Annotated in this window: 25 protein-coding genes; 13 read left to right on the forward strand and 12 right to left on the reverse strand. The window is 70.7% G+C overall.

Annotation, left to right across the window (positions count from 1 at the left end):
- Positions 1–15: 15 nt before the first annotated feature.
- Genes ACFE64_RS03075 through prpB form a run of 3 tightly spaced genes read right to left on the reverse strand, consistent with a single transcriptional unit; the run spans position 16 to position 1,491 of the window.
- Positions 16–237 (reverse strand): hypothetical protein, encoded by a 222-nt coding sequence (locus ACFE64_RS03075; RefSeq protein ID WP_375390985.1) that lies wholly within the window; start codon positions 235–237, stop codon positions 16–18.
- Positions 234–515 (reverse strand): hypothetical protein, encoded by a 282-nt coding sequence (locus ACFE64_RS03080; RefSeq protein WP_375390986.1) that lies wholly within the window; start codon positions 513–515, stop codon positions 234–236. The genes ACFE64_RS03075 and ACFE64_RS03080 overlap by 4 nt, the downstream gene beginning before the upstream one ends.
- Before the next feature lie 52 nt (positions 516–567).
- The gene (gene prpB / locus ACFE64_RS03085; protein WP_375390987.1) at positions 568–1,491 is read right to left on the reverse strand and encodes a methylisocitrate lyase; all 924 of its coding nucleotides are present in this window, start codon (positions 1,489–1,491) and stop codon (positions 568–570) included.
- Positions 1,492–1,565: 74 nt separating this feature from the next.
- Here prpB and ACFE64_RS03090 point away from each other — a divergent pair, with 74 nt between their 5' ends.
- A complete protein-coding gene (locus tag ACFE64_RS03090; RefSeq protein WP_375390988.1) occupies positions 1,566–1,868 on the forward strand; it encodes a hypothetical protein in 303 nt (100 codons plus the stop codon).
- A gap of 4 nt (positions 1,869–1,872) precedes the next feature.
- Here the strand turns inward: ACFE64_RS03090 and prpC are convergent, their stop codons facing one another.
- Together prpC and ACFE64_RS03100 are read right to left on the reverse strand one after the other, a co-directional pair.
- Positions 1,873–3,021, reverse strand: coding sequence for a 2-methylcitrate synthase (gene prpC / locus ACFE64_RS03095; RefSeq protein WP_375390989.1), 1,149 nt, complete (start codon positions 3,019–3,021; stop codon positions 1,873–1,875).
- 100 nt (positions 3,022–3,121) lie between these two features.
- Positions 3,122–4,621 carry an MmgE/PrpD family protein gene (locus ACFE64_RS03100; RefSeq protein WP_375390990.1) on the reverse strand — a complete coding sequence of 500 codons (1,500 nt, stop codon included), beginning with the start codon at positions 4,619–4,621 and terminating at the stop codon, positions 3,122–3,124.
- 145 nt (positions 4,622–4,766) lie between these two features.
- Between ACFE64_RS03100 and ACFE64_RS03105 the strand changes: the two genes are divergently transcribed.
- Together ACFE64_RS03105 and ACFE64_RS03110 are read left to right on the forward strand one after the other, a co-directional pair.
- On the forward strand, positions 4,767–5,492 hold the full coding sequence (locus ACFE64_RS03105) for a cytochrome b (protein ID WP_375390991.1): 726 nt from the start codon (positions 4,767–4,769) through the stop codon (positions 5,490–5,492).
- A 29-nt stretch (positions 5,493–5,521) separates the two neighbouring features.
- Positions 5,522–6,397: a 2-dehydropantoate 2-reductase gene (locus ACFE64_RS03110; RefSeq protein ID WP_375390992.1), complete on the forward strand. Its 876-nt coding sequence runs from the start codon at positions 5,522–5,524 to the stop codon at positions 6,395–6,397.
- Positions 6,398–6,579: 182 nt separating this feature from the next.
- Here ACFE64_RS03110 and ACFE64_RS03115 read toward each other — a convergent pair whose 3' ends face one another.
- Positions 6,580–7,524, reverse strand: coding sequence for an NADP-dependent oxidoreductase (locus ACFE64_RS03115; protein WP_375390993.1), 945 nt, complete (start codon positions 7,522–7,524; stop codon positions 6,580–6,582).
- 112 nt (positions 7,525–7,636) lie between these two features.
- On the opposite strand from ACFE64_RS03115, the gene sppA reads away from it, so the two are divergent.
- Genes sppA through ACFE64_RS03130 form a run of 3 tightly spaced genes read left to right on the forward strand, consistent with a single transcriptional unit; the run spans position 7,637 to position 10,888 of the window.
- The gene (sppA, locus tag ACFE64_RS03120) at positions 7,637–9,526 is read left to right on the forward strand and encodes a signal peptide peptidase SppA (protein ID WP_375390994.1); all 1,890 of its coding nucleotides are present in this window, start codon (positions 7,637–7,639) and stop codon (positions 9,524–9,526) included.
- Positions 9,527–9,530: 4 nt separating this feature from the next.
- Positions 9,531–10,091: a GNAT family N-acetyltransferase gene (locus ACFE64_RS03125; RefSeq protein WP_375390995.1), complete on the forward strand. Its 561-nt coding sequence runs from the start codon at positions 9,531–9,533 to the stop codon at positions 10,089–10,091.
- A gap of 14 nt (positions 10,092–10,105) precedes the next feature.
- Positions 10,106–10,888 (forward strand): TIGR00266 family protein, encoded by a 783-nt coding sequence (locus tag ACFE64_RS03130; RefSeq protein WP_375390996.1) that lies wholly within the window; start codon positions 10,106–10,108, stop codon positions 10,886–10,888.
- Positions 10,889–10,901: 13 nt separating this feature from the next.
- On the opposite strand, the gene ACFE64_RS03135 is transcribed toward ACFE64_RS03130, so the two are convergent.
- The gene (locus ACFE64_RS03135) at positions 10,902–11,582 is read right to left on the reverse strand and encodes a PilZ domain-containing protein (RefSeq protein ID WP_375390997.1); all 681 of its coding nucleotides are present in this window, start codon (positions 11,580–11,582) and stop codon (positions 10,902–10,904) included.
- A 42-nt stretch (positions 11,583–11,624) separates the two neighbouring features.
- Positions 11,625–12,242 carry a trimeric intracellular cation channel family protein gene (locus tag ACFE64_RS03140; protein WP_375390998.1) on the reverse strand — a complete coding sequence of 206 codons (618 nt, stop codon included), beginning with the start codon at positions 12,240–12,242 and terminating at the stop codon, positions 11,625–11,627.
- Between the two features lie 947 nt (positions 12,243–13,189).
- Here ACFE64_RS03140 and ACFE64_RS03145 point away from each other — a divergent pair.
- From ACFE64_RS03145 to ACFE64_RS03175, 7 genes are all read left to right on the forward strand, one after another.
- Entirely contained in the window at positions 13,190–13,813 is a 624-nt protein-coding gene (locus ACFE64_RS03145; protein ID WP_375390999.1) for a hypothetical protein, read from the forward strand.
- 63 nt (positions 13,814–13,876) lie between these two features.
- Complete coding sequence (crcB, locus tag ACFE64_RS03150; protein ID WP_375391010.1) at positions 13,877–14,242, forward strand: fluoride efflux transporter CrcB; 366 nt, start codon at positions 13,877–13,879, stop codon at positions 14,240–14,242.
- Positions 14,239–15,348 (forward strand): RluA family pseudouridine synthase, encoded by a 1,110-nt coding sequence (locus ACFE64_RS03155; protein WP_375391000.1) that lies wholly within the window; start codon positions 14,239–14,241, stop codon positions 15,346–15,348. Before crcB ends, ACFE64_RS03155 begins: the two co-directional genes overlap by 4 nt.
- Positions 15,348–15,980, forward strand: a complete 633-nt coding sequence (locus tag ACFE64_RS03160) for an FMN-binding negative transcriptional regulator (RefSeq protein WP_375391001.1) — start codon at positions 15,348–15,350, stop codon at positions 15,978–15,980. Before ACFE64_RS03155 ends, ACFE64_RS03160 begins: the two co-directional genes overlap by 1 nt.
- A 70-nt stretch (positions 15,981–16,050) precedes the next feature.
- The gene (locus ACFE64_RS03165; RefSeq protein ID WP_375391002.1) at positions 16,051–16,707 is read left to right on the forward strand and encodes a hypothetical protein; all 657 of its coding nucleotides are present in this window, start codon (positions 16,051–16,053) and stop codon (positions 16,705–16,707) included.
- A gap of 49 nt (positions 16,708–16,756) precedes the next feature.
- Entirely contained in the window at positions 16,757–16,978 is a 222-nt protein-coding gene (locus ACFE64_RS03170; protein WP_375391003.1) for a hypothetical protein, read from the forward strand.
- Positions 16,975–17,661, forward strand: a complete 687-nt coding sequence (locus ACFE64_RS03175) for an ATP12 family chaperone protein (protein WP_375391004.1) — start codon at positions 16,975–16,977, stop codon at positions 17,659–17,661. The genes ACFE64_RS03170 and ACFE64_RS03175 overlap by 4 nt, the downstream gene beginning before the upstream one ends.
- 15 nt (positions 17,662–17,676) lie before the next feature.
- On the opposite strand, the gene gmk is transcribed toward ACFE64_RS03175, so the two are convergent.
- From gmk to ACFE64_RS03195, 4 genes are all read right to left on the reverse strand, one after another.
- Complete coding sequence (gene gmk / locus ACFE64_RS03180; protein WP_375391005.1) at positions 17,677–18,333, reverse strand: guanylate kinase; 657 nt, start codon at positions 18,331–18,333, stop codon at positions 17,677–17,679.
- Between the two features lie 31 nt (positions 18,334–18,364).
- The gene (locus ACFE64_RS03185) at positions 18,365–18,571 is read right to left on the reverse strand and encodes a hypothetical protein (RefSeq protein WP_375391006.1); all 207 of its coding nucleotides are present in this window, start codon (positions 18,569–18,571) and stop codon (positions 18,365–18,367) included.
- Positions 18,568–18,783 carry a hypothetical protein gene (locus ACFE64_RS03190; RefSeq protein ID WP_375391007.1) on the reverse strand — a complete coding sequence of 72 codons (216 nt, stop codon included), beginning with the start codon at positions 18,781–18,783 and terminating at the stop codon, positions 18,568–18,570. Before ACFE64_RS03190 ends, ACFE64_RS03185 begins: the two co-directional genes overlap by 4 nt.
- A gap of 165 nt (positions 18,784–18,948) precedes the next feature.
- The coding region (locus tag ACFE64_RS03195) for a class II fumarate hydratase (protein WP_375391008.1) at positions 18,949–20,090 on the reverse strand (1,142 nt) is incomplete at its 5' end.

Here is a 20,090-nt window from a genome sequence, read left to right on the forward strand (position 1 = left end):
CGCTATAGTCTCGGGCTATGCCGGGGGAAGCATCGGAGGATCGCGGCGCATGGCGGCCGCGCCTTCGAGAAATCCTTCGAGGCGGGAGACCCGGTCGCGCAGTTGCCCGTGCGCCACCGCCAGGGCTTCAAGGTCGCCCGCCAACTTTCTCGTGTTGATAGCGAGGTCTGCGACCGTATTTTGCAGCAGCAGCAGCACCTCGCGGATACCCTTCAGCACATCGCTGAAGCCGCTCACGCGCGAACACCCCATTCCCGCAGCATCGCATCTACCTTGCGATGCGTATCCGCAAGCCGCTCGGAAGTACGCTCCAACGTCTGCTGCATTTGCGGAACCGCGATGTTGAGCTCCTCTACCAAAGCAGCCAGCTCGGCCTCTTCGGACGCGGTTGGATTATAGTCGTCCACCGCCGAACGGATATACTCGCCACTCGATACGCCCAAGCCAGCGGCATGCGCTTCCAGCTCAGCCTTGCGCTCGGGAGTCATCAACACGGTCACACGAGCGGTCTGCATCATCGGCTCCTTCACATACCATGATAATGTAAAGGCCAAATGGCGACAAGGCTCACACGTCCTGCGGCATGCCCTGCGGCACGATCGTCTTCACGATGGATGCATCCAGCGCTTCATAGTCGTGCAGCCCGATCGTGTCGTACAGCTCCTGGCGGGTCTGCATCCGGTCCACCATCTCGTGGGTGCCGCCGTGCGCGCGGATCGAGGCGTAGAGCTCGGCCTGCGCCTTGTTGGCGACGCGCAGCGACGAGACGGGCCAGATCACCATCCTGTAGCCCATCGCCTCGAACTCGCTCGCGGTGAAGAACGGCGTCTTGCCGAACTCGGTCATGTTGGCCAGCAGCGGGGTGTCAGGGAGCGCGGCGTGGAACCGTTCGAACATCTCGCGGCTGGTGAGCCCTTCGGGAAAGATCGCGTCCGCGCCCGCGTCGACATAGGCGCGCGCGCGCTCGACGGCGGCGTCGAAGCCGTCCACGCCCACCGCGTCGGTGCGCGCCACGATCACCAGGTCGCGCGCCGCCTTCTTCGCGGCTGCGACCTTGGCGGCCATGTCGGTGAGCGGAACGAGGCTCTTGCCGTTCAGGTGCCCGCACTTCTTGGGCAGCACCTGATCCTCCAGATGCACCGCGCCCGCGCCCGCCTCCTCGAAGGTGCGGACCATGTGCATGACGTTGAGCGCCTCGCCATAGCCGGTGTCGCCGTCGACCAGCAGCGGCAGGCCAGCGGCGCGGACGATCTGGCGGATGAAGAACGCCACCTCGTCGACGGTGATGATGCCGAGATCGGGCAGCCCCATGCTCGCCGTCATCGCCGCGCCGGAGAGGTATAGCCCCTCGAACCCGGCATTGCGCGCCTGGATCGCCGCCTGCCCGTTATGCGCGCCGGGCAGCTGGTAGATGCCGGGCCGCTGGAGCGCGGCGCGGAAGCGCTTGCCGGCGGGTTCGGTCGGCAGGTCGGAGGCGAGGAGGTAGGGCATGAGGTTCCTAATCTTCTTGCGCTATGATCGCGCCTGATTGATCCTGATGATACGATCGAGACGGGAGAGCACGGGTGCCCGGCTACATATTGATGCCGTTTGCTGTGTTTTTGGTCTGCTGTGTGCTTCAGTTTTGGTTCGTCAAGAAGATACGCGACCGGTTGATCGAAAAACATCCCGATACATTCTTGGCGATCGAGAAGAAGGCGATCTTTCCACATCAGGCACTTTGGAAGTTCACTCGCGGCCACGACTATAAGTCTCTCAATGACGAGGAGCTGAACCTCCGCGTACGAAACTTTAAGAGGCTATATGTCGTCGCTATCTTTGCTTGGATCGCCTACGCCGTAACCATCTTTACCGCGCCGATTTCGTAGGCACTCATCCCCGCTCCGCCAGCGGCACCCACGTCAAATCCTCCGGCCCGACATAATTGGCGCTCGGGCGGATGATCTTGTTGTCCTCGCGCTGCTCGATGACGTGCGCGGCCCAGCCGCTGGTGCGGGCGATCACGAACAGGGGCGTGAACATTGCGGTCGGCACGCCCATCAGGTGATAGGAGACGGCCGAGAACCAGTCGAGGTTCGGGAACATCTTCTTCACCTCCATCATCACCGTCTCGATGCGGTCGGCAATGGCCCATTGCGTCAACGAGCCGGCTTCGTCCGCCAGCGCCTTCGCCACCCGCTTGATGACGACGTTGCGCGGGTCGCTGATCGTGTAGACGGGGTGGCCGAAGCCGATGATGACCTCCTTGGCTTCCATGCGGCGCCGGATGTCGGCCTCCGCCGCGTCGGGCGTGGCGTAACGCTTCTGGGTCTCGAACGCGACCTCGTTGGCGCCGCCATGCTTGGGGCCGCGCAGGGCGCCGATCGCGCCGGTGATCGCCGAATGCATGTCGGCGCCCGTCCCCGCGATCACGCGCGCGGCGAAGGTGGAGGCGTTGAACTCGTGCTCGGCGTAGAGGATCAGGCTGGTGTGCATCGCCTTCACCCAGCTCTCCGGCGGCGGCGCGCCGTGGAGCAGGTGCAGGAAATGAGCGCCGATCGTGTCGTCGTCGGTCTCGACGTCGATCTCGCGGCCGTTGTTCGACAGGTGATACCAATAGAGCAGCATCGAGCCGAGCGACGCCATCAGCCGATCGGCGATGTCGCGCGCGCCGGGCGTGTTATGATCGTCCTTCTCCGGCAGCGCGCAGCCCAGCGCCGATACGCCGGTGCGCATGACGTCCATCGGGTGCGCGGCGGCGGGAAGCGCGGCGAGCGCCTCCTTCACCGCATAGGGCAGGCCACGCAGCGCCTTCAGCTTCGTCTTGTAGGCCTTGAGCTCGGCGGCGTTGGGGAGGCGGCCATGAACGAGCAGGTGCGCGATCTCCTCGAACTCGGCGGCTTCGGCGAAATCGAGGATGTCGTAGCCGCGATAATGCAGGTCGTTGCCGGTGCGGCCGACCGTGCACAGCGCGGTATTGCCGGCGGTCACGCCGGACAGGGCGACTGATTTCTTGGGTTTGAAGGCGGGGGCATCAGACATCAATTTGTCCTTCTTCGTTCGTCATCCCCGCGCAGGCGGGGACCCATTCAGTCCCGGCGGGAGGCATATGGGTTCCTGCCTGCGCGGGGACGACGGTCGATCAGAAAATTCCGGCAGGCGGTTCCGCCCCGAGCCGGTCCGCGGGCACGACGAAGTTGAGCTGCCGGACTTCCTCCGCCGAGAGCTCAGGCAGCCGCTCGACCAGCGCGAGGAAGCGATCCTGCTCGGCCGGCTCGACGATGCCGTCCGCCAGCGTGCGGAACTTCTCGACATATTGCGCCCGCCCGAACGGCCGTGCGCCGAGCGGGTGCGCGTCGGCGATCGCCAGCTCGTCCTGGATCACCGAGCCGTCCGCCATCGTCACGATCACCTGGCCGCCGAACGCCTTGTCGGCACCCGGGGCATGGTAGCGCTCGGTCCATTTCGGGTCCTCGACCGTCGCGATCCTGTGCCACAGCGCCACCGTCTCGGGCCGCTGCGCGCGCTCGGGCGCGTAGGAGCGGACGTGGTGCCAGCCGCCATCCTCCAGCGCGACCGCGAAGATGTACATGATCGAATGGTCCAGCGTCTCGCGGCTGGCGGTCGGGTCCATCTTCTGCGGGTCGTTGGCGCCGGTGCCGATCACGTTGTGGGTGTGGTGGCTGGTGCGGATCAGGATGTCCTTCACCCTGGTCAGATCGCCGATCCGCGGCCCCATCTTCTTGGCGAGGTCGATCAGCGCCTGGCTCTGATACTCGGCCGAATATTCCTTGGTGTAGGTGTGGAGGATGGCCTGCTTGGCCTCGCCCGGCTCGGGCAGCGGCACCTGATACACATGGTCGGGGCCGGACAGCAGCCAGGCGATGAACCCGTCCTCGCCCTCATAGGCCGGGGACGGCGCGCCCTCGCCGCGCATGGCGCGGTCGACCGCCTCGATCGCCATCTTGCCCGCGAAGGCGGGCGCGAACGCCTTCCAGGTCGAGATCTCGCCCTTGCGGCTCTGGCGCGTGGTGGTGGTGACGTGGAGCGCCTGCTGGATTGCCTGATAGGTGATCTCCGTCGACAGGCCGAGCAGCGCGCCGATGCCGCCCGCCGCGCTCGGCCCGAGATGCGCGATATGGTCGATCTTGTGCTCGTGCAGGCAAATGCCGCGGACCAGATCGACCTGGATCTCGTAGCCCGCCGCCAGTCCGCGGACCAGCGCCGCCCCGTCACAGCCCTTGACCTGCGCGACGGCGAGGATCGGCGGGATGTTGTCGCCGGGATGGCTGTAATCGGCGGCGAGGAAGGTGTCGTGGAAATCGAGCTCGCGCACCGCCGTGCCGTTCGCCCAGGCCGCCCATTCGGGGCTGACCAGCGTGTCGGCGGCGAGGCCGAACAGCGTGGCGCCCTTCGCCGAGCGATGGCCCAGCGCCTGCGCGCGCGCCGAGCGGATCGGGCCGCGCGCGATCGAGGCGGCGGCGACGGCGGCATTGTCGATGATGCGGTTGCCGATCATGTCGATCACCGCCGGCTCGACGGCAACGGCGTCGGTGGCGACGGCGGCCAGCTTCCAGGCCAGCTGGTCCTCGCGCGCGAGCGGCTCGGCGGACTTGTAGGTGCGGACGTCGTGGCTCTTCATGCGGAAACGGCTTCCCTGGCAGCTGCGGATGATCGCCCGCGCCTAGCGCGCCGGCGGGGCCGCGGTCAAAGGGGCCAGACGGCGCTGGCGGAACGACGCGCGGCCGGGCTAGAATGGTGCCGCCAACGATCGGGGAGTTCAGCTTGTGGCCACCATCACCGCCCACGTCGATCCCGAACGCCGCGCGATGGCGACCGAGCGCTACACGCGCGTCGCGATCACGCTGCACTGGCTGATCGCGACGGCGATCCTCTACAATCTGACCTCCGGCCTGCTGAACGACGTGCTGCCGCGCTGGTTCTTCGTCTTCCACGTCTCCTCCGGGCTCACGATCCTGATCCTCAGCGTCGCGCGCGTGGTCTGGCGGCTGACGCACAAGCCGCCGCGGCTGCTGCCGATGCAGGGCTGGGAGCGCGGGTTGGCGCATGGCGTCCACTTCCTGCTCTACGCGGCGATGCTGCTGATACCTTTTTCCGGCTGGGCGATGATCTCCGCGCGCCCGCCGGTCGGTTCGCCCGGGGCGGCGTGGTCCGATGCGCATCCGGCCGAGCATCGCCCGGCGCCGGTGCGCGCCAAGCCCGGCGAGCAGGGCAAGACCGCGCCGGCGCCACGGCGGCGGCAAGCGCCGATGTTCTGGGGCGTCGTTCCCGTCCCGATGATTGGGGCGATCAACGAGATCGGCCGCACGCCGGACCGCGTGCCCGAGCAGCGCGCCCTGCACGAGCGGATCGAGACCGTTCACTCGCTCGGCGGCTGGGTCTTGCTCGCGCTGTTCGTCCTGCACGTCGCCGGCGCGCTCAAGCACCAGTGGATCGACCGCGAGCCCGAGCTGGCGCGCATGGGCGTGGGCCGCCGGACGCGCACTACCTGACCTCGGCCGCCTTGCAACCCCACGACGCCGTGTCCGACATCGCCGTCGTCGGACCCGGCGCGATCGGCGCCACCGTGGCAGCCTTGCTCGCGCACGCAGGTCACACGGTCACGTTGTGCGCCCGCACACCCGTCGCACGGCTCGTCATCGATGCGCCCGACGGCCGGATCGAAGCGGCCCCGCCGGTGTGGACCGACCCCGCCGTCGCCCGGCCGGTCGATTGGGTGCTGGTCTGCACCAAGGCCTATGACATCGCCGGCGCGGCGGCCTGGCTTACCGCGCTGATCGGACCCGCTACGCGCGTCGCGGTGCTGCAGAACGGCGTCGAGCATCGCGCGCGCTTCGCCGGGCTGGTCGCACCGGAGCGGCTGGTGCCCGTCATCGTCGACATCCCCGCCGAGCGCGTCGGCCCCGGCCAGGTCACGGTCCACCGTTACGGTGCCCTCACCGCGCCCGACGACGACGCCGGGCGCGCCTTCGCCGTCTTATTCGCCGACACCCCGCTCGACGGCCGGACCAGCGCCGACTGGACCACCGTCGCCTGGCGCAAGCTGGCAATCAACTCGTGCGGGATCGCGCTGACGCTGATCGACCGCCCGTTCGGCGCGGCGCGACAGCCCGGCGTCGCGGCGGCGCTGCATACACTGGCAGAGGAATGCGCCGCGGTCGGCCGGGCGGAGGGAGCGGACCTGCCGCCCGGCCTCGCCGACGAGGTCGTCGCCTATTACCGGGCACAGGCGCCGGGCCTGCGCAATTCCCTCCACAACGACCTGCGTGCCGGCCGGCCGCTGGAGCTCGACGCGCGCGACGGCGTGGTGGTCCGCATGGGAGAGCGGCACGGCGTGCCGACGCCCGCGCACCGGCTGCTGATCGGGTTGGTCGAGGCTCTGGCCACGGAGCGGTAAGCCGCCGCCTCTGAAGGAAGCTGGCTGCGGTAGCGCGGAGAGAGCAAGCCGCCGTCAATGGTCGACTTGCCACCCGATTTCCCATCGTCGTCATCCCCGCGTCGGCGGGATTTCATATGCCGGACGGGACGAATGGATTCCCGCCTCCACGGAGATGACGACGTTGAGCGGCGCTGGTGGAGCTACTCGACCGTCAACACGATCTTGCCGCGCACGTGGCCCTTCTCCTGCCGCTCATAGGCCGCCACCGCCTCGGCGAGCGGATAGGTCTCGCTCACCGTCACCTTCACCTTGGCCGCCGCCATCAGGTCGGCGATCTCGCCCAGCTCCGCGCCATTGGGTTCGGCCATCCAGCGCGGCGCGATCGTGACGTCGCGGCCGCCCGCCGCCTTGGGCGGCTCCAGCGTCGAGACCAGCCGGCCGCCGTCGCGGATCACCGGCAGGCTGCGCTCGCCGGTCTCGCCGCCGATCAGGTCCAGCACCAGATCGACGTCGCTTACCACGTCCTCGAAGCGCTCGCTCTTATAGTCGATCACCTGATCCGCCCCGAGGCCGCGGACGAAATCGAGATCGTCCGTTCCGGCGGTGGCGATCACCCGCGCGCCCTTGGCACGTGCGAACTGCACCGCCAGGTGCCCGACCCCGCCCGCGCCGCCATGGATCAGCACCGTCTCGCCAGGCTGCAGCGCGCCATGGTCGAACAGCCCCTGCCATGCCGTCATCGCCGCCAGCCCCGCGCCGGCGGCCGCGGCGAAGTCGACGCCATCCGGGATCGCGACCAGCTCCACCGCCTTCACCACCACGAACTCGGCCTGCGCGCCGCGGTCGAAGCCGATATGCGCCATGACGCGATCGCCCGCGCTCAGCATGTTGTGCGCGCGCGTGCCGCGTGCCTCGATCACCCCGGCAAGGTCGCGGCCGAGCGTGATCGGCAGGTCCCTGGCCTGCACCGGCGGGAACTTCCCCTGCGCGATCTTGTAGTCGACCGGGTTGACGCTGGCGGCGCGGACCCGGACCAGCACCTCGTCGTCCACCGGCTGCGGAATGGCGGTCGCTTCCACGACCAGCCCGGCGGCATCGAAGCCGTGAAGCCGCACGGCCTGCATGCGGGGCGGAAGATCGGGCATCGGAAAGGCTCCTGGATGGGGCACCTTCAACGCAGCGCATCGTCGAGCGCTCCGCGCGTATTGCTCACGCCATACACCTTCGGCTAAGCGACGGGGCGAAGGAGAATAGCCGGTGAAGCTGGTTCGTGGCGCGTGGAAGCTGCTGGTGGGGATCAAGGACGCGCTGGTCCTGATCCTCCTGCTCCTGTTCTTCGGCGGGCTGTTCGCCGCGCTCAATGCCCGGCCGGGCTCGAAGCCGATCGGGGACGGCGCGTTGCTGCTCAAGCTGGACGGCGCGATCGTCGAGCAACCGTCGGATCAGGGCGCGCTCGCGGGCCTGTCCGGGCAGGACGCCGCGCACCAGTTCCGCCTGCGCGATGTCGTCCGCGCCATCGACGCCGCCCGCACCGACAAGCGCGTGAAGGCGATCGCGCTCGACCTCGATTCGTTCGGCGGCGCCTACCCCGCCGCGCTGGGCGAGGTCGGCGACGCGCTTCGCCGCGTCCGCGACGGGGGCAAGCCCGTGCTCGCCTATGCGACCGCCTATACCGACGGAGCCTATCGCCTCGCCAGCAACGCCAGCGAGATCTGGGTCAATCCGATGGGCGGCGCGCTGCTCTCCGGCCCCGGCGGGTCGCAGCTCTATTACAAGGGCCTGATCGACAAGCTGGGGATCACCACGCACGTCTATCGCGTCGGCCGCTACAAGAGCTTCGTCGAACCCTATATCCGCGCCGACCAGAGCCCGGACGCGCGCGCCGCCAGCCAGGCGCTGTACGGCACGCTGCTCGCACAGTGGAAGGAGGCGGTGCACCAAGCCCGACCCAAGGCGCAGGTCGACGCCTTCCTCGCCCAGCCCGACAAGGCGGTGCTGGCCACCGGCGGCGATGTCGCGCGCGCCAATCTCGCCGCCGGGCTGGTCGACAAGCTTGGCGACCGCCTCGCCTTCGGTCGGCGCGTGGCCGAGCTGGCGGGGCATGCTCGCACCAAGCTGGCCGGCGGTTTCGACACCGTCCGCTACGCCGACTGGGTCGCGGCCAATCCGCTCCCGAAGGGCGGCGACGCGATCGGCGTGCTGACGGTCGCGGGCGACATCGTCGACGGCAAGGGCGGCGCCGGCACCGCGGCGGGCGACACGCTCGCCAGGGCGATGCTCGACGGGCTCGCCAAGAAGAACCTGAAGGCGGTGGTGATCCGCGTCGACTCGCCCGGCGGCTCGGCGCTCGCCTCCGAGCAGATCCGCCTCGCGGTGCTGGAGGCCAAGCGCCAGGGCCTGCCGGTCGTCACCTCGATGGGCGGGCTCGCCGCGTCGGGCGGCTACTGGGTGTCGACCGCGGGCGACGCGATCTTCGCCGAGCCGGGCACGATCACCGGCTCGATCGGCATCTTCGGCATCATCCCCACCTTCGAGAAGACGCTCGCCAAGATCGGCGTCACCGCGGACGGGGTGAAGACCACCCCGCTCTCCGGCCAGCCCGACATCTATGCCGGCACCAACCCGGTGCTCGACGCGGTGCTGCAGGCAGGCATCGAGCACGGCTATCGGGAGTTCGTCGGCCGTGTCGCCGCCGCGCGCCACCTGACGCCGCAGCGCGTCGACGAGATCGGCCAGGGCCGCGTCTGGGACGGCGGCTCGGCGCACCAGCTGGGCCTCGTCGACCGGTTCGGCACGCTGTCCGATGCGATCGCCGAGGCGGCGCGGCGGGCGAAGCTCGATCCCGCGAAGGTCCATGCGGAGTATCTCGAAAAGCAGCCGAGCTGGGTGGCGCAGCTGGTATCCGGCTGGAACGACAAGGACGACGACGATGCGGGCGCGGCCTCCGGCGGGGACGCCTTCGCGCACGTCGCCGCCCAGCAGCGCGATCTCGTCGCCCGCGCGATCGGCGACGTGAAGCGACTCGCCGCGGCGGGCTCGATCCAGGCGCGCTGCCTGGAATGCGGCGGGCTGGGGCCGACCGCGCCGCAGCCCGGCGACACGCGGCTGCTCGACTGGCTCTTGGCGAAGCTGGCCTGGGGAAACTGACGGCGTGATCGCGCTCCGGCCCGCGCGGCCCGAGGACGCGGGCGCGATCGCCGCGATCTATGCGCCGCACGTGCTGGTCGGCGTCGCCTCGTTCGAGACCGAGGCCCCGGACGCGCGCGCGATGCGGACGCGGATGGCCGGTCCGGACGGGCTCTACCCGTGGCTGGTCGCGACCAGCGGCGAGGATGACGGCGGCGTGCTCGCCTATGCCTATGCAAGTCCCTGGAGCAACCGCCCGGCCTATGGCTGGGCGGTCGAGACTACGGTCTATGTCGCCGACCCGGCGCAGCGCCAGGGCGCGGGACGGCTGCTCTACGAGGCGCTGGTCGATACGCTCCGCGCGCAGGGCTTCACCCAGGCGATCGCGCGCATTGCGCTGCCCAACGATGCCTCGATCGCGCTGCACGAGGGGGTCGGTTTCCGCCGTGCCGGCGTGCTGCGCGAGATCGGCTGGAAGCACGGGCGCTGGATCGATGTCGGCCAGTGGCAATGCGCGCTGGCCGAGCCGGCGACCGCGCCGGTTCCGCCGCGGCGCTTTGCCGAGGTCGGGCTGGCAGGGAACTGAGGGGAGCGACGGGGATGCGGTACGAGATCAGCGGCACGGTGATGCAGACCGTCGCCATCGACCTGCAACGCGGCGAAGGGGTCTACAGCCAGACGCACCAGATGGCGTGGATGACCGACGGCATCGCGATGGACACGCATACCGGGGGCGGCTTCTTGACGGGGCTGAAGCGCGCGGTATCGGGCGGCAGCCTGTTCATTACCGACTATACCGCCGACACGGCCGGCCGGGTCGCCTTCGCGCCGCGCTTCCCCGGCACCATCCTGCCGTTCGCGCTCGTCACCGGTCAGTCGCTGGTCTGCCGCAAGGAGACGTTCCTGTGCGCCGAGACGTCGGTGATGCTCGACATCGTGCTCCAGCAGCGGCTCGGCGCGGGGCTGTTCGGCGGCGAGGGCTTCATCCTGCAGCGCGTGAGCGGCCCGGGCACGGTCTGGCTCGACCTGTCGGGAGAGGTGATCGAGAAGCAGCTCGGCCCCGGCGAGCGGCTCAACGTCCATGCCGGCCATATCGGCATCCAGGAGCCGACGGTGGGCACCGACATCCGCATGGTGCAGGGCTTCCGCAACGTCCTGTTCGGCGGCGAGGGCCTGTTCCTGGCGACGCTGACCGGGCCGGGCCGCATCTGGCTGCAGTCGATGCCGATCCTCAACCTGGCCGAGGAGATCGCGCGTCACCTGCCCGGCGACCGCGAGGTGTCGGGCGCGGGTGTCGGCGCGGGGCTCGGGCGGCTGGCCGGCGGCGGCGCGGCGGGCGCTGTGGTCGGCGGCCTGCTGGGCGGGATCCTGGGCAGCGAATAGGGTCGCCCGCGCCTCAGCGCGCGGCGGGCTCGTCCGTCCACATCTCCTGTGCGACGCTCTCCACCAGGGCGGCCGATAGCGGCTCGAGGAAGCGTACGCCGATCCCCTCCGCCCCGCTCCAGCGCACCTCGCCGATCAGCGGCGCACGGTGCGCGACGGTGACCTGCAGCTCGGTGCCGGGCAGCAGCGCGACCTGGGTGACGATGCGACATCCCTCGGCCGAGAGGTCGGCGAGCGTGCCGCTGAACGGGGGCTGCCACGCGCCCTGGGGTGAGCGGATCGCGAAACGGGCCGGCGTCCGCAGGTGCCACAGCCGTTCCCGCGCCGCGCGTCGCACCAGCTCGGGGGCGAGCCGTTGCCCCCGCTTGCGCCCGTCCGCCGCCGCGACGACTTCAGCGATCAGCGCGGGGTGCGCGGGGTAGTCGAACCGCAGCCCGGCCGCCCCCCGCGAAGTCCAGACCACGGTCGCATCGAACGGCGCGAAGCCGCCGAAGCTCAGCCGGATGGCGCCGCCCCCGGCCAGCCCCGCCGGGCGCACGATCTGGCAGCCCTGTTCGGAGATGTCGGTCAGCATCACCTTTTCGGGCGCACCGGCGGTAGAAGCGAGGACGCCTTCCATGGCGACCGGGTGGCGGAGTGCGCCGCGCCGATCGGTGCGAGACTGAGCATCGGGCGAGCGCGCGGCGGCAGGCATGCGCTTCCGATATCTTTCAATGTTTAAGGCCGGCTGAAAGGCTCAGCGCCGGCCGCGATAGGCCGGCAGCCGCAGCCGCCAGCGGATCGCGGCGGCGCGCAGCGCGAAACCCGCCAATGCCGCCACGCTCGCCGCGATCGGGGGCGCAACACCGATCCGCTCCAGCACGACATACGACGCCGCCGCCAGGGCCGCCGCGGTCACGTAAAGCTCGGGACGCATCAGGATCGAAGGCTCTCCCGCCAGCACGTCGCGGATGATGCCGCCGACGCACGCGGTCACCACCCCCATCAGCGCCGCCGGCACTGGCGGGATGCTGTAGCCGAGCGCCTTGGCCGCGCCGAACACGGCGTAGGCGGCCAGTCCGGCCGCATCGAACCAGTCCAGCGCCTGCCCGCGCCACCACCGCTCCGGCGCCACCCAGATCACCGCCGCGACCAGGAGGCACGCCGTCGCCGCTTGAGCGTCGTGCACCCAGAACACCGGCGCCCCGATGAGCAGATCGCGCACCGTGCCGCCGCCGACGCCGGTCACCAGCGCGAAGAAGGCGAGCGTGACGAAGGTCTGCCCGCGCTTGGCGGCCGCCAGCGCGCCCGAGGCGGCGAACACCGCCAGGCCCGCAACGTCGAGCCAGGGGCCAAGCGCGGGCACGACCGCCACGGGATGGAAGGTTGGCACGTCAGCTTTGCGCTGGCCGAGGCGCGTGCGGCGGCCGAATGCCCGCGTCCGTCGGGTCCGAGCGATGGCGCTTCATCGCCGCAGCCATGCCCGCAGGCTCTCCGCCTCGCAACAGAACAGGAGCGAGCCCCAAGCTCGTCGGCCGTTCGCCCCGAAATACAAGGGAACAGCGTCGCGCCGCGGCGGCCGGGCCTATCCCGCTCTTGCGTCGGAGCATCACGAGCCGCGACGCGCAAAAGAAGAGCCGGCATCGCGCCCGTTGGTCATTGGGCCTAGTGTCGCTGAAGATAAACCCCGGGCGTCATGGCACCCGATCGCGCGAATCCCGGCCCCAGCTCGCCGCCGAAGCGGCGCGGGCGGTTCGCCTGGCCGTCGTCGCGGCGACGGAGGCTCGCGCATCGGTGAGGATACGCGTTTCCGCCCGTCGGCCGCGCGACCTGCTCGGCGCGGATCGCCGCGCCCGAGGGCCGACGATCCTACGCTTCGCTGCGATCGTTGGCCGACCCGCCCGCCTTCGGCGCTCCGCTCGATGAAGAGCGACCCGCCCCGGCTCTGGCCGTCCCGCCTGCGACCTCCGCAACCTGATCGCCGCGCCGCGAACGACGGGCCTGTCCTGCTGCGGTTTCGGTTCGCTCCTTCGCCGGATCGCTTGCGCGACCGGCGCCGGAGAGACGCGGGAAGTCCCGCCCACCGTTCCGACCATCGCTCGCCTCGCGGCGATCTCCGGCCCTTCCGGCGGCCTCGGCCCGAACCTTCCGCGGGGGACCCGCTTCATGTCCGATCCGATGACTGCAAGCTGTCACGCCGCCCGAGTCGCGCCAAGCGGGATCGCCGGTGCCCGGCCTGTGGATAACGGGGATGGAACGCGATCCGCCGCCTGCTTACCGACGCAAACCCGATCTTTACGCGCCGTGCGCCACGGCGCCGGCATGGCACGTTCCGTCCTCGCCCTGCTGCTCCTGCTCGCGGGCTGCGGGCGCGCGGCCGACCAGCCGCCGGACCTGAACAGCCTCGACCGCGAGCTGACCGACGCCGACGCCGCCCGGCGCAGGCCAGCGGTGACGCAGGCGCTGCACGACCGGATCACCGTCGATCCCACTCTGACGAAGCGATCCGGCGCCGCCGCGGTGAAGCCGCCGCCGCGCCCCGATCCGGTCGATGCCGCGACGCCCCGCCGCGCGCTTGCCCTCGCGCAACGCCGGGCGAGCGTGGCGCGCTGCGCCGCGGTCGTTCATTATGCCGCGGGCTGGGCGAACCGCCTGCCCGCCGACCTGCCGCTCTATCCCGACGCCCGCGTCGCCGAAGCGGCGGGCAGCGATGCCGGCCGCTGCCGCCTGCGCGTGGTCAGCTACGCCAGCACCGCCGCGCCCGCCAGGGTGATCATATGGTATTACACCCGCGCGGGCGCGGCGGGTTACGCGCCCGAGCACCAGCGCGACGGCGCGATCGACGTGGTGGGCGGCACGCGCGGCGACGACGCCTTCATGGCCTATGTCGCGGCGCGACCGGGCGGCGGCGCAGATGTGGACTTTGTGAGCAACGCCGGCCGCTGATCCCGCGGGTTCCCGCCACGGCCCGGCTGCGATAGAGGCACGGGCGTGCAACTTCTTCTCGTCATGCTCGGCGGCGCGCTCGGCGCGGGCGCGCGGCACCTGGTCGGGCGCGTCATGCTGGCGCTGCTCGGGCCGGCCTTCCCGTGGTGGACGCTGACGATCAACGTCGCGGGCGGGCTGCTGATGGGGCTCCTCGCCGGGCTCCTGCTCCGCTTCGGTCTCGCCGAGGGCTGGCGGCTGTTCCTGGGCGTCGGCGTGCTCGGCGGGTTCACCACCTTCTCGTCCTTCTCGCTCGATGCGGTGACGCTGTGGGAGCGCGGCGCGGCGATGGCGGCGCTCGGCTATGTGCTCGCCTCCGTGGTCGGGTCGATCGTGGCGCTCGCGGCGGGTCTCGCCGTCACGCGGGCGCTGACCGGGGGGGCCGCATGAGCGAGGCCGTCCGCCAGTTCACCGTCGCGCCCGACGACGACGGCATCCGGCTGGATCGCTGGTGCAAGCGCCACCTGCCGGAGACCAGCTTCACCACCGTCGCAAAATGGGCGCGCACCGGCCAGCTCCGCATCGACGGCGCGCGCGCGACGCCGGGCGACCGCGTCCAGGCCGGCCAGCAGCTGCGCCTGCCCCCCGCCGAGCCGCCCCGCCCGCCTGCCCGCACCCGGCCCGAGCGGCCGCCGCTGACGGCCGATCAGCTCGCCTTCGCCCAGGACCTCGTGATCCACCGCGACGCGCAGGCGCTCGTCCTCAACAAGCCGCCCGGCCTCGCCACCCAGGGCGGCACCAAGACCACCGAGCATGTCGACGCCCTGCTCGACGCTTATGCTGGTGACGGCGGCCGGCCGAAACTGGTCCACCGGCTCGACAAGGATACCTCGGGCGCGCTGCTCGTGGCTCGCACGGCGCGGGCGGCGGCCTTCTTCGCCAAGACGTTCTCGGGTCGCACCGCGAAGAAGGTATATTGGGCGCTGATCGTGGACGTGCCCTCGGTCGAGGACGGCATGATCGACCTGCCGATTGCCAAGCAACCCGGCACCGGCGGCGAGAAGATGCACGTCGATGAGGGCGAGGCCGGCCAGTCCGCGCGGACCCGCTACCGCGTCATCGAGCGCGCCGGCAACCGCACCGCCTGGGTCGAGCTGCAGCCCTTCACCGGCCGCACCCACCAGCTCCGCGTTCACATGGCCGCGATCGGCCACCCGATCGTTGGCGACGGCAAATATGGCGGCCCGGCGGCGTTCCTGACCGGCGGCATCAGCCGCAAGATGCACCTCCATGCCCGGCGCCTGCGCGTCGATCACCCCGACGGCGGCCAGATCGACGTCGCGGCCGAGCTGCCGGCGCATTTCGCCGAAAGCCTCAAGGCGCTGGGCTTCGAGGAGGCGCTCGGCGATCGCCTGCCGCTCGACGAGCGCGCGCCGCCGACGCGCGCCGACAAGAAGCAGGCCGCCAAGGCGCATGCCAAGGACGTCCGCAAGGCCCGCAAGGGCGAGCGCCGCGATCGTGGAGGCGGCGAACGACGCGGGCGCGGCAAGACCTGATGCACCCCCATCCGGCCTTCCGGCCCGATCCGGCGGCGCTGCTGGACCAAGCCGCCGCGATCGGCTTCGCGCACCTGTTCGTCGCCACCGCGGCCGGGCCGATGGTGGCGCACGCGCCGGTGACACGGCACGACGACCGGCTGCGCTTCCATCTCGCGCGCGCCAACCGGCTGCACCCGCACCTCGACGGCGCGGCCGTGCTCGCCAGCCTGGCGGGGCCGGAAGGCTATGTCAGCCCCAACTGGTATGTCCGCCCCGGCAACCAGGTGCCGACGTGGAACTATGTCGCGATCGAGATCGAGGGCATCGCGCGGGCGCTGCCCGAGGCGGCGCTGCTGGAGCAGCTCGACGCGCTCGCCGACGCGCACGAGCCTCGCCCCGGCCCCTGGACCCGCGCCAAGACCGATCCCGCCGCCATCGCCGCGATGCTCCGCGGGATCGAAGGCTTCGAGCTGGAAGTCACCGTCATCCGCGGCACGACCAAGCTCAGCCAGAACAAGAGCGAAGCGGACCGCGCGGGTGTCATCGCCGGATTGCAGGCCCGGGGCCATGACGCGCTGGCCGACGCGATGAACACTGCTGCACTGGCCCGGAACGGAAACTCCGCAGCGGACATCCTGCCGCCGTCTTAACTACGATCCGCCACGGTCTCGTCAGGCCTGCCGCCTATCGACACACCCGAATGAAACCGGGAGACGACGAATGAAGGGGTGGATGACCGCGGCGGCCATCATTGGCGTGGCGACGAGCGCGCCGGCGCAGGCGCAGCAGAGCTATTACAGCCCGATCTATCGTCAGGCGGTGACGGATCGGCTGATCTATTTCCCGATGGGGACGGCCCTGGCGCTGACGACGCGCACGCAGCTCTCGACCAAGGACAACAAGTCGGGCGACCGCATCTATCTGGAGGTCGCCGAACCGCTGACCTATCGCGGCCAGACAGTCGTGCCGGTCGGCTCGATCGTCGTCGGCGAGGTCGCGCACGCGGACCGCAACGGCCATTTCGGCGTCAAGGGCAAGCTGGGCATCCGCCTGCTCTACATCGACACGCCGACCGGCCCGGTCCGGCTGACCGGTCAGGCGCACCATGAGGGCAGGAGCGGAACGGCGCTGTCGGTCGGCACCATCGCCTTCGTCAGCGTGCTCGGCTTCCTGATCCACGGCACCAGCGCCGTCATTCCCGCCGGGTCGGCGGTGACCGCGTATCTCGCCGAGCCGATGCCCTTCTTCGACAACCCTGCGCAGCAGGCCGCCTATGGCCGTCCGGTGCAGCCCGACGCTGTCGCCACGCCCTTGCCCGCGCACTTCGATCCCAGTGTGTTCGCCAAGCCCGATCCGACGGTCGTCGGCGCCCGCTGACGCGATCGCGCGGCTGGCCTGAACCACGCTTCGCCGCCATAAGGCGGGGATGATCCCGGTCTCCCCCGCCCTCGCCCGCCGGCGCTGGCTCGCGCTCACGCTTGTCCGCCTCGCGGGCTCGGCGGGTGCGGTGTTCGGGCTGGTGCTGATCGGCCGCGCGCACATGCCGGGGCCGCAGGCGCTGGGGATCGCGATCGTGTTGTCGGCGCTGCTGATGATCGCCACGGTGCCGCGCGCGCTGGCGCATCGCTGGCGGACGCCCGACGCGTGAAGCGGTTCTGGACGGCGGTCGCCGTCACGCCCGACTGCGGCGTGGCGCTGGACGGCCGGCCCGTGCGCACGCCTGGCCGCGCGATGCTGCTGCTTCCCACCGCCGCGCTCGCCGAAGCGGTCGCGGACGAGTGGCGCGCGGTCGGCGATACGCTCGATCCGCGCGCGATGCCGCTCACCGGCCTCGCCAACGCCGCGGTCGATCGGATCGCGCCGGACCCGGCGAGCTTCGCCGCGGGCCTCGCGCGCTACGGCGAGAGCGACCTGCTCTGCTACCGCGCCGAGAACCCGCCCGAGCTCGTGGCGCGCCAGACGGCGGCTTGGGACCCGGTGCTCGCCTGGGCACGTCGGCGCTACGACGTGCATGTCGAAACCGTCGCGGGGATCATGCACCGCCCGCAACCTGCGGCCACGCTCACGCGCCTCGGCGAGGCGGTTGGCAGCCAGGACGCGTGGACGCTCGCCGCGCTGGCGCCGCTGGTCACGCTCGCGGGCTCGGTGCTGCTCGGCCTCGCGCTGGTCGAGGGGGCGATCGCGCCGGACGCCGCCTGGGTTGCGGCGCATGTCGACGAGGACTGGCAGGCGGAGCTGTGGGGCGTCGACCCCCTCGCGCAGGACCGCCGCGCCCACCGCCGCCGCGAGTTCGATGCGGCGATCAGCTTCTTGCGGCTGTCCCGAAGCTAAGGGTGGCGCGCGCCGTCACGAGCTGCGCGTCAATCCCCGGATGAACCCGATCAGTCCGGTCTGCCGCGAGCGCCGCAGCCGCTCCGCCGCCAGGATCGTCCGCACGCCCGCGAAGCACGTCTCGACGTCACCATTGACCAGCACATAATCATAGCCGTCCCAGTGGCTCACCTCGTTCGCCGCGCGCGCCATCCGGCGATCGATGACGTCGACGGTGTCGGTGCGGCGGCTGGTAAGGCGGCGATGGAGCTCCTCCATCGACGGCGGCAGGATGAACACGCGCACGACATCGCCGCCGGCGATCTGGTGCAGCTGCTGCGCACCCTGCCAGTCGATATCGAACAGCACGTCCTTGCCGCTCGACAGCATGGCGTCGACCGGCGCGCGCGGCGTGCCGTACCGCTCGCCGAAGACGTGCGCCCATTCGATGAAGGCGTTGTCCGCCACCATCGTGCGGAACCGCTCCAGGTCGACGAAATGATAGTCGCGCCCGTCGACCTCGCCCGGCCGCATCGCCCGGGTCGTCGCCGACACGGACATGGCAAGCTCCGGCTCGGACTCGAGCAGCATCCGCGCGATCGTGGATTTCCCCGCACCCGACGGCGACGACAGCACGAACAGGACGCCGCGGCGGCGGAAGCCGTGCGGATCGGCGGGGGTGGCGGTGGCCATGTCCACCTTTGGCGTGCGGCAGGTTGAAGCGTCAACCCGCCGAGGAGGCCCGTGCCGCCCGCCGGCGGTCCAGGGCCTGCTTGGCGGCCCAGCCGCCGCCGATCACCAGGCCCAGCGGCCCCATGCGCCGCAGCGCGGCCATCGCGACGGTGCCGATCAGCGCGCCCTTGAGGCCGCTCTCGCCGCGGCCCCGCTCGACCTCCGCGCCGACCAGCGCCCCGATTGCGCGGCCAATCACGCCTCGCCCCCGCCGAACGCGCGGTCCTTGAGCACGCCGGCGCCGCGCAGCACCGCCCAGCCCACCGCGTAGGTGGCCGCCAGCGGCAGCACCACCTTGAGCACGTTGGCGATCACCGCGCCCTTGATCGCGCCGTCGACATTGCTGTCCCCGTCGCCGCCCATGCTGTCGATTGCGGCCCCGATCAGCCCACCGATGGTCGTTGCGCTCACGTCACGTCTCCTTTGGGGAAAGAGCGTTGTGCTGGTGAGAAGGTTCCCCGGTCGTCATGCCGGCCTCGTGCCGGCATCCACCACCGAACGCGGCGAATGTCGGAAGACTGCTCGTCCATTTGGGCCAGTGCTGGCGTGGATGCCGGGACGAGCCCGGCATGACGATCAGCGCCCGATCATCAGCTCGGGCCGCACCAGCCGATCGAACGTCGCCTCGTCTACCAGACCCAGGCGTAGCCCCGCCTCCTTCAACGTCTCGTCATGCGCGTGCGCTTCCTTGGCGATCTTGGCGGCGGCGTCATAGCCGATCGCCGGGGCCAGCGCGGTCACCAGCATCAGTGAGCGGCCGACCAGCTCGGCGATCTGCCGTTCGTTGGCGACCATGCCGTCGACGCAGCGCTCGGCGAAGCTGGTCATGCCCACGCTGAGCAGGCTGATCGAACGCAGCACGTTGGCGCCGATCAGCGGCATGAAGACGTTGAGCTCGAAATGCCCCTGCATCCCGCCGATCGTCACCGCCTGGCCGTTGCCGATCACCTGCGCCGCGACCATCGTCAGCGATTCGCACTGGGTGGGATTGACCTTGCCCGGCATGATCGAGCTGCCCGGCTCGTTGGCCGGCAGCGACAGCTCGCCCAGCCCCGATCGCGGGCCCGAGCCGAGCAGGCGGATGTCGTTGGCGATCTTGGTCAGCGCCACCGCCAGCGTGGTCAGCGCGCCCGCGAAGAACACCAGCCCGTCCTTGGCCGCGAGCTGCTCGAACTTGTTGGGCGCGCTCTCGAACTGGGTGCCGGCGATGTCGGTGATGGCGGCGGTCATGTCCTCGGCCCAGCCCGCCGGCGCGTTCAGCCCGGTGCCCACTGCCGTGCCGCCGATAGCGAGTTTGCGCAGATTGCCGTTCATCGCGCCCAGGATGCGGTGGCGGCAGCTGGCGAGCTGCGCCGCATAGCCGCCGAACTCCTGGCCCAGCGTCAGCGGCGTCGCATCCTGCGTGTGCGTGCGGCCGATCTTGATGATGTCGGCCCACGCCTCGACCTTCGCCTGCAGCGTCGCGTGGAGGTGGCGCAGCGCCGGGATCAGGCGGCGGTCGACCTCCAGCGCGGCGGCGACGTGCATCGCCGTCGGGAAGGTATCGTTCGACGAGGCGCTGGCGTTGACGTGGTCGTTCGGGTGGACCGGCGACTTGCCGCCGCGCGTGCCCGTCAGGATCTCGTTGGCCCGCCCCGCGATGACCTCGTTCGCGTTCATGTTCGACTGGGTGCCCGAGCCCGTCTGCCACACGACGAGCGGGAACTGGTCGTCGTGCC

Origin of the sequence: uncultured Sphingomonas sp., assembly GCF_964250165.1 — a bacterium.
In the GTDB taxonomy this organism is placed as follows: Bacteria; Pseudomonadota; Alphaproteobacteria; order Sphingomonadales; family Sphingomonadaceae; genus Sphingomonas.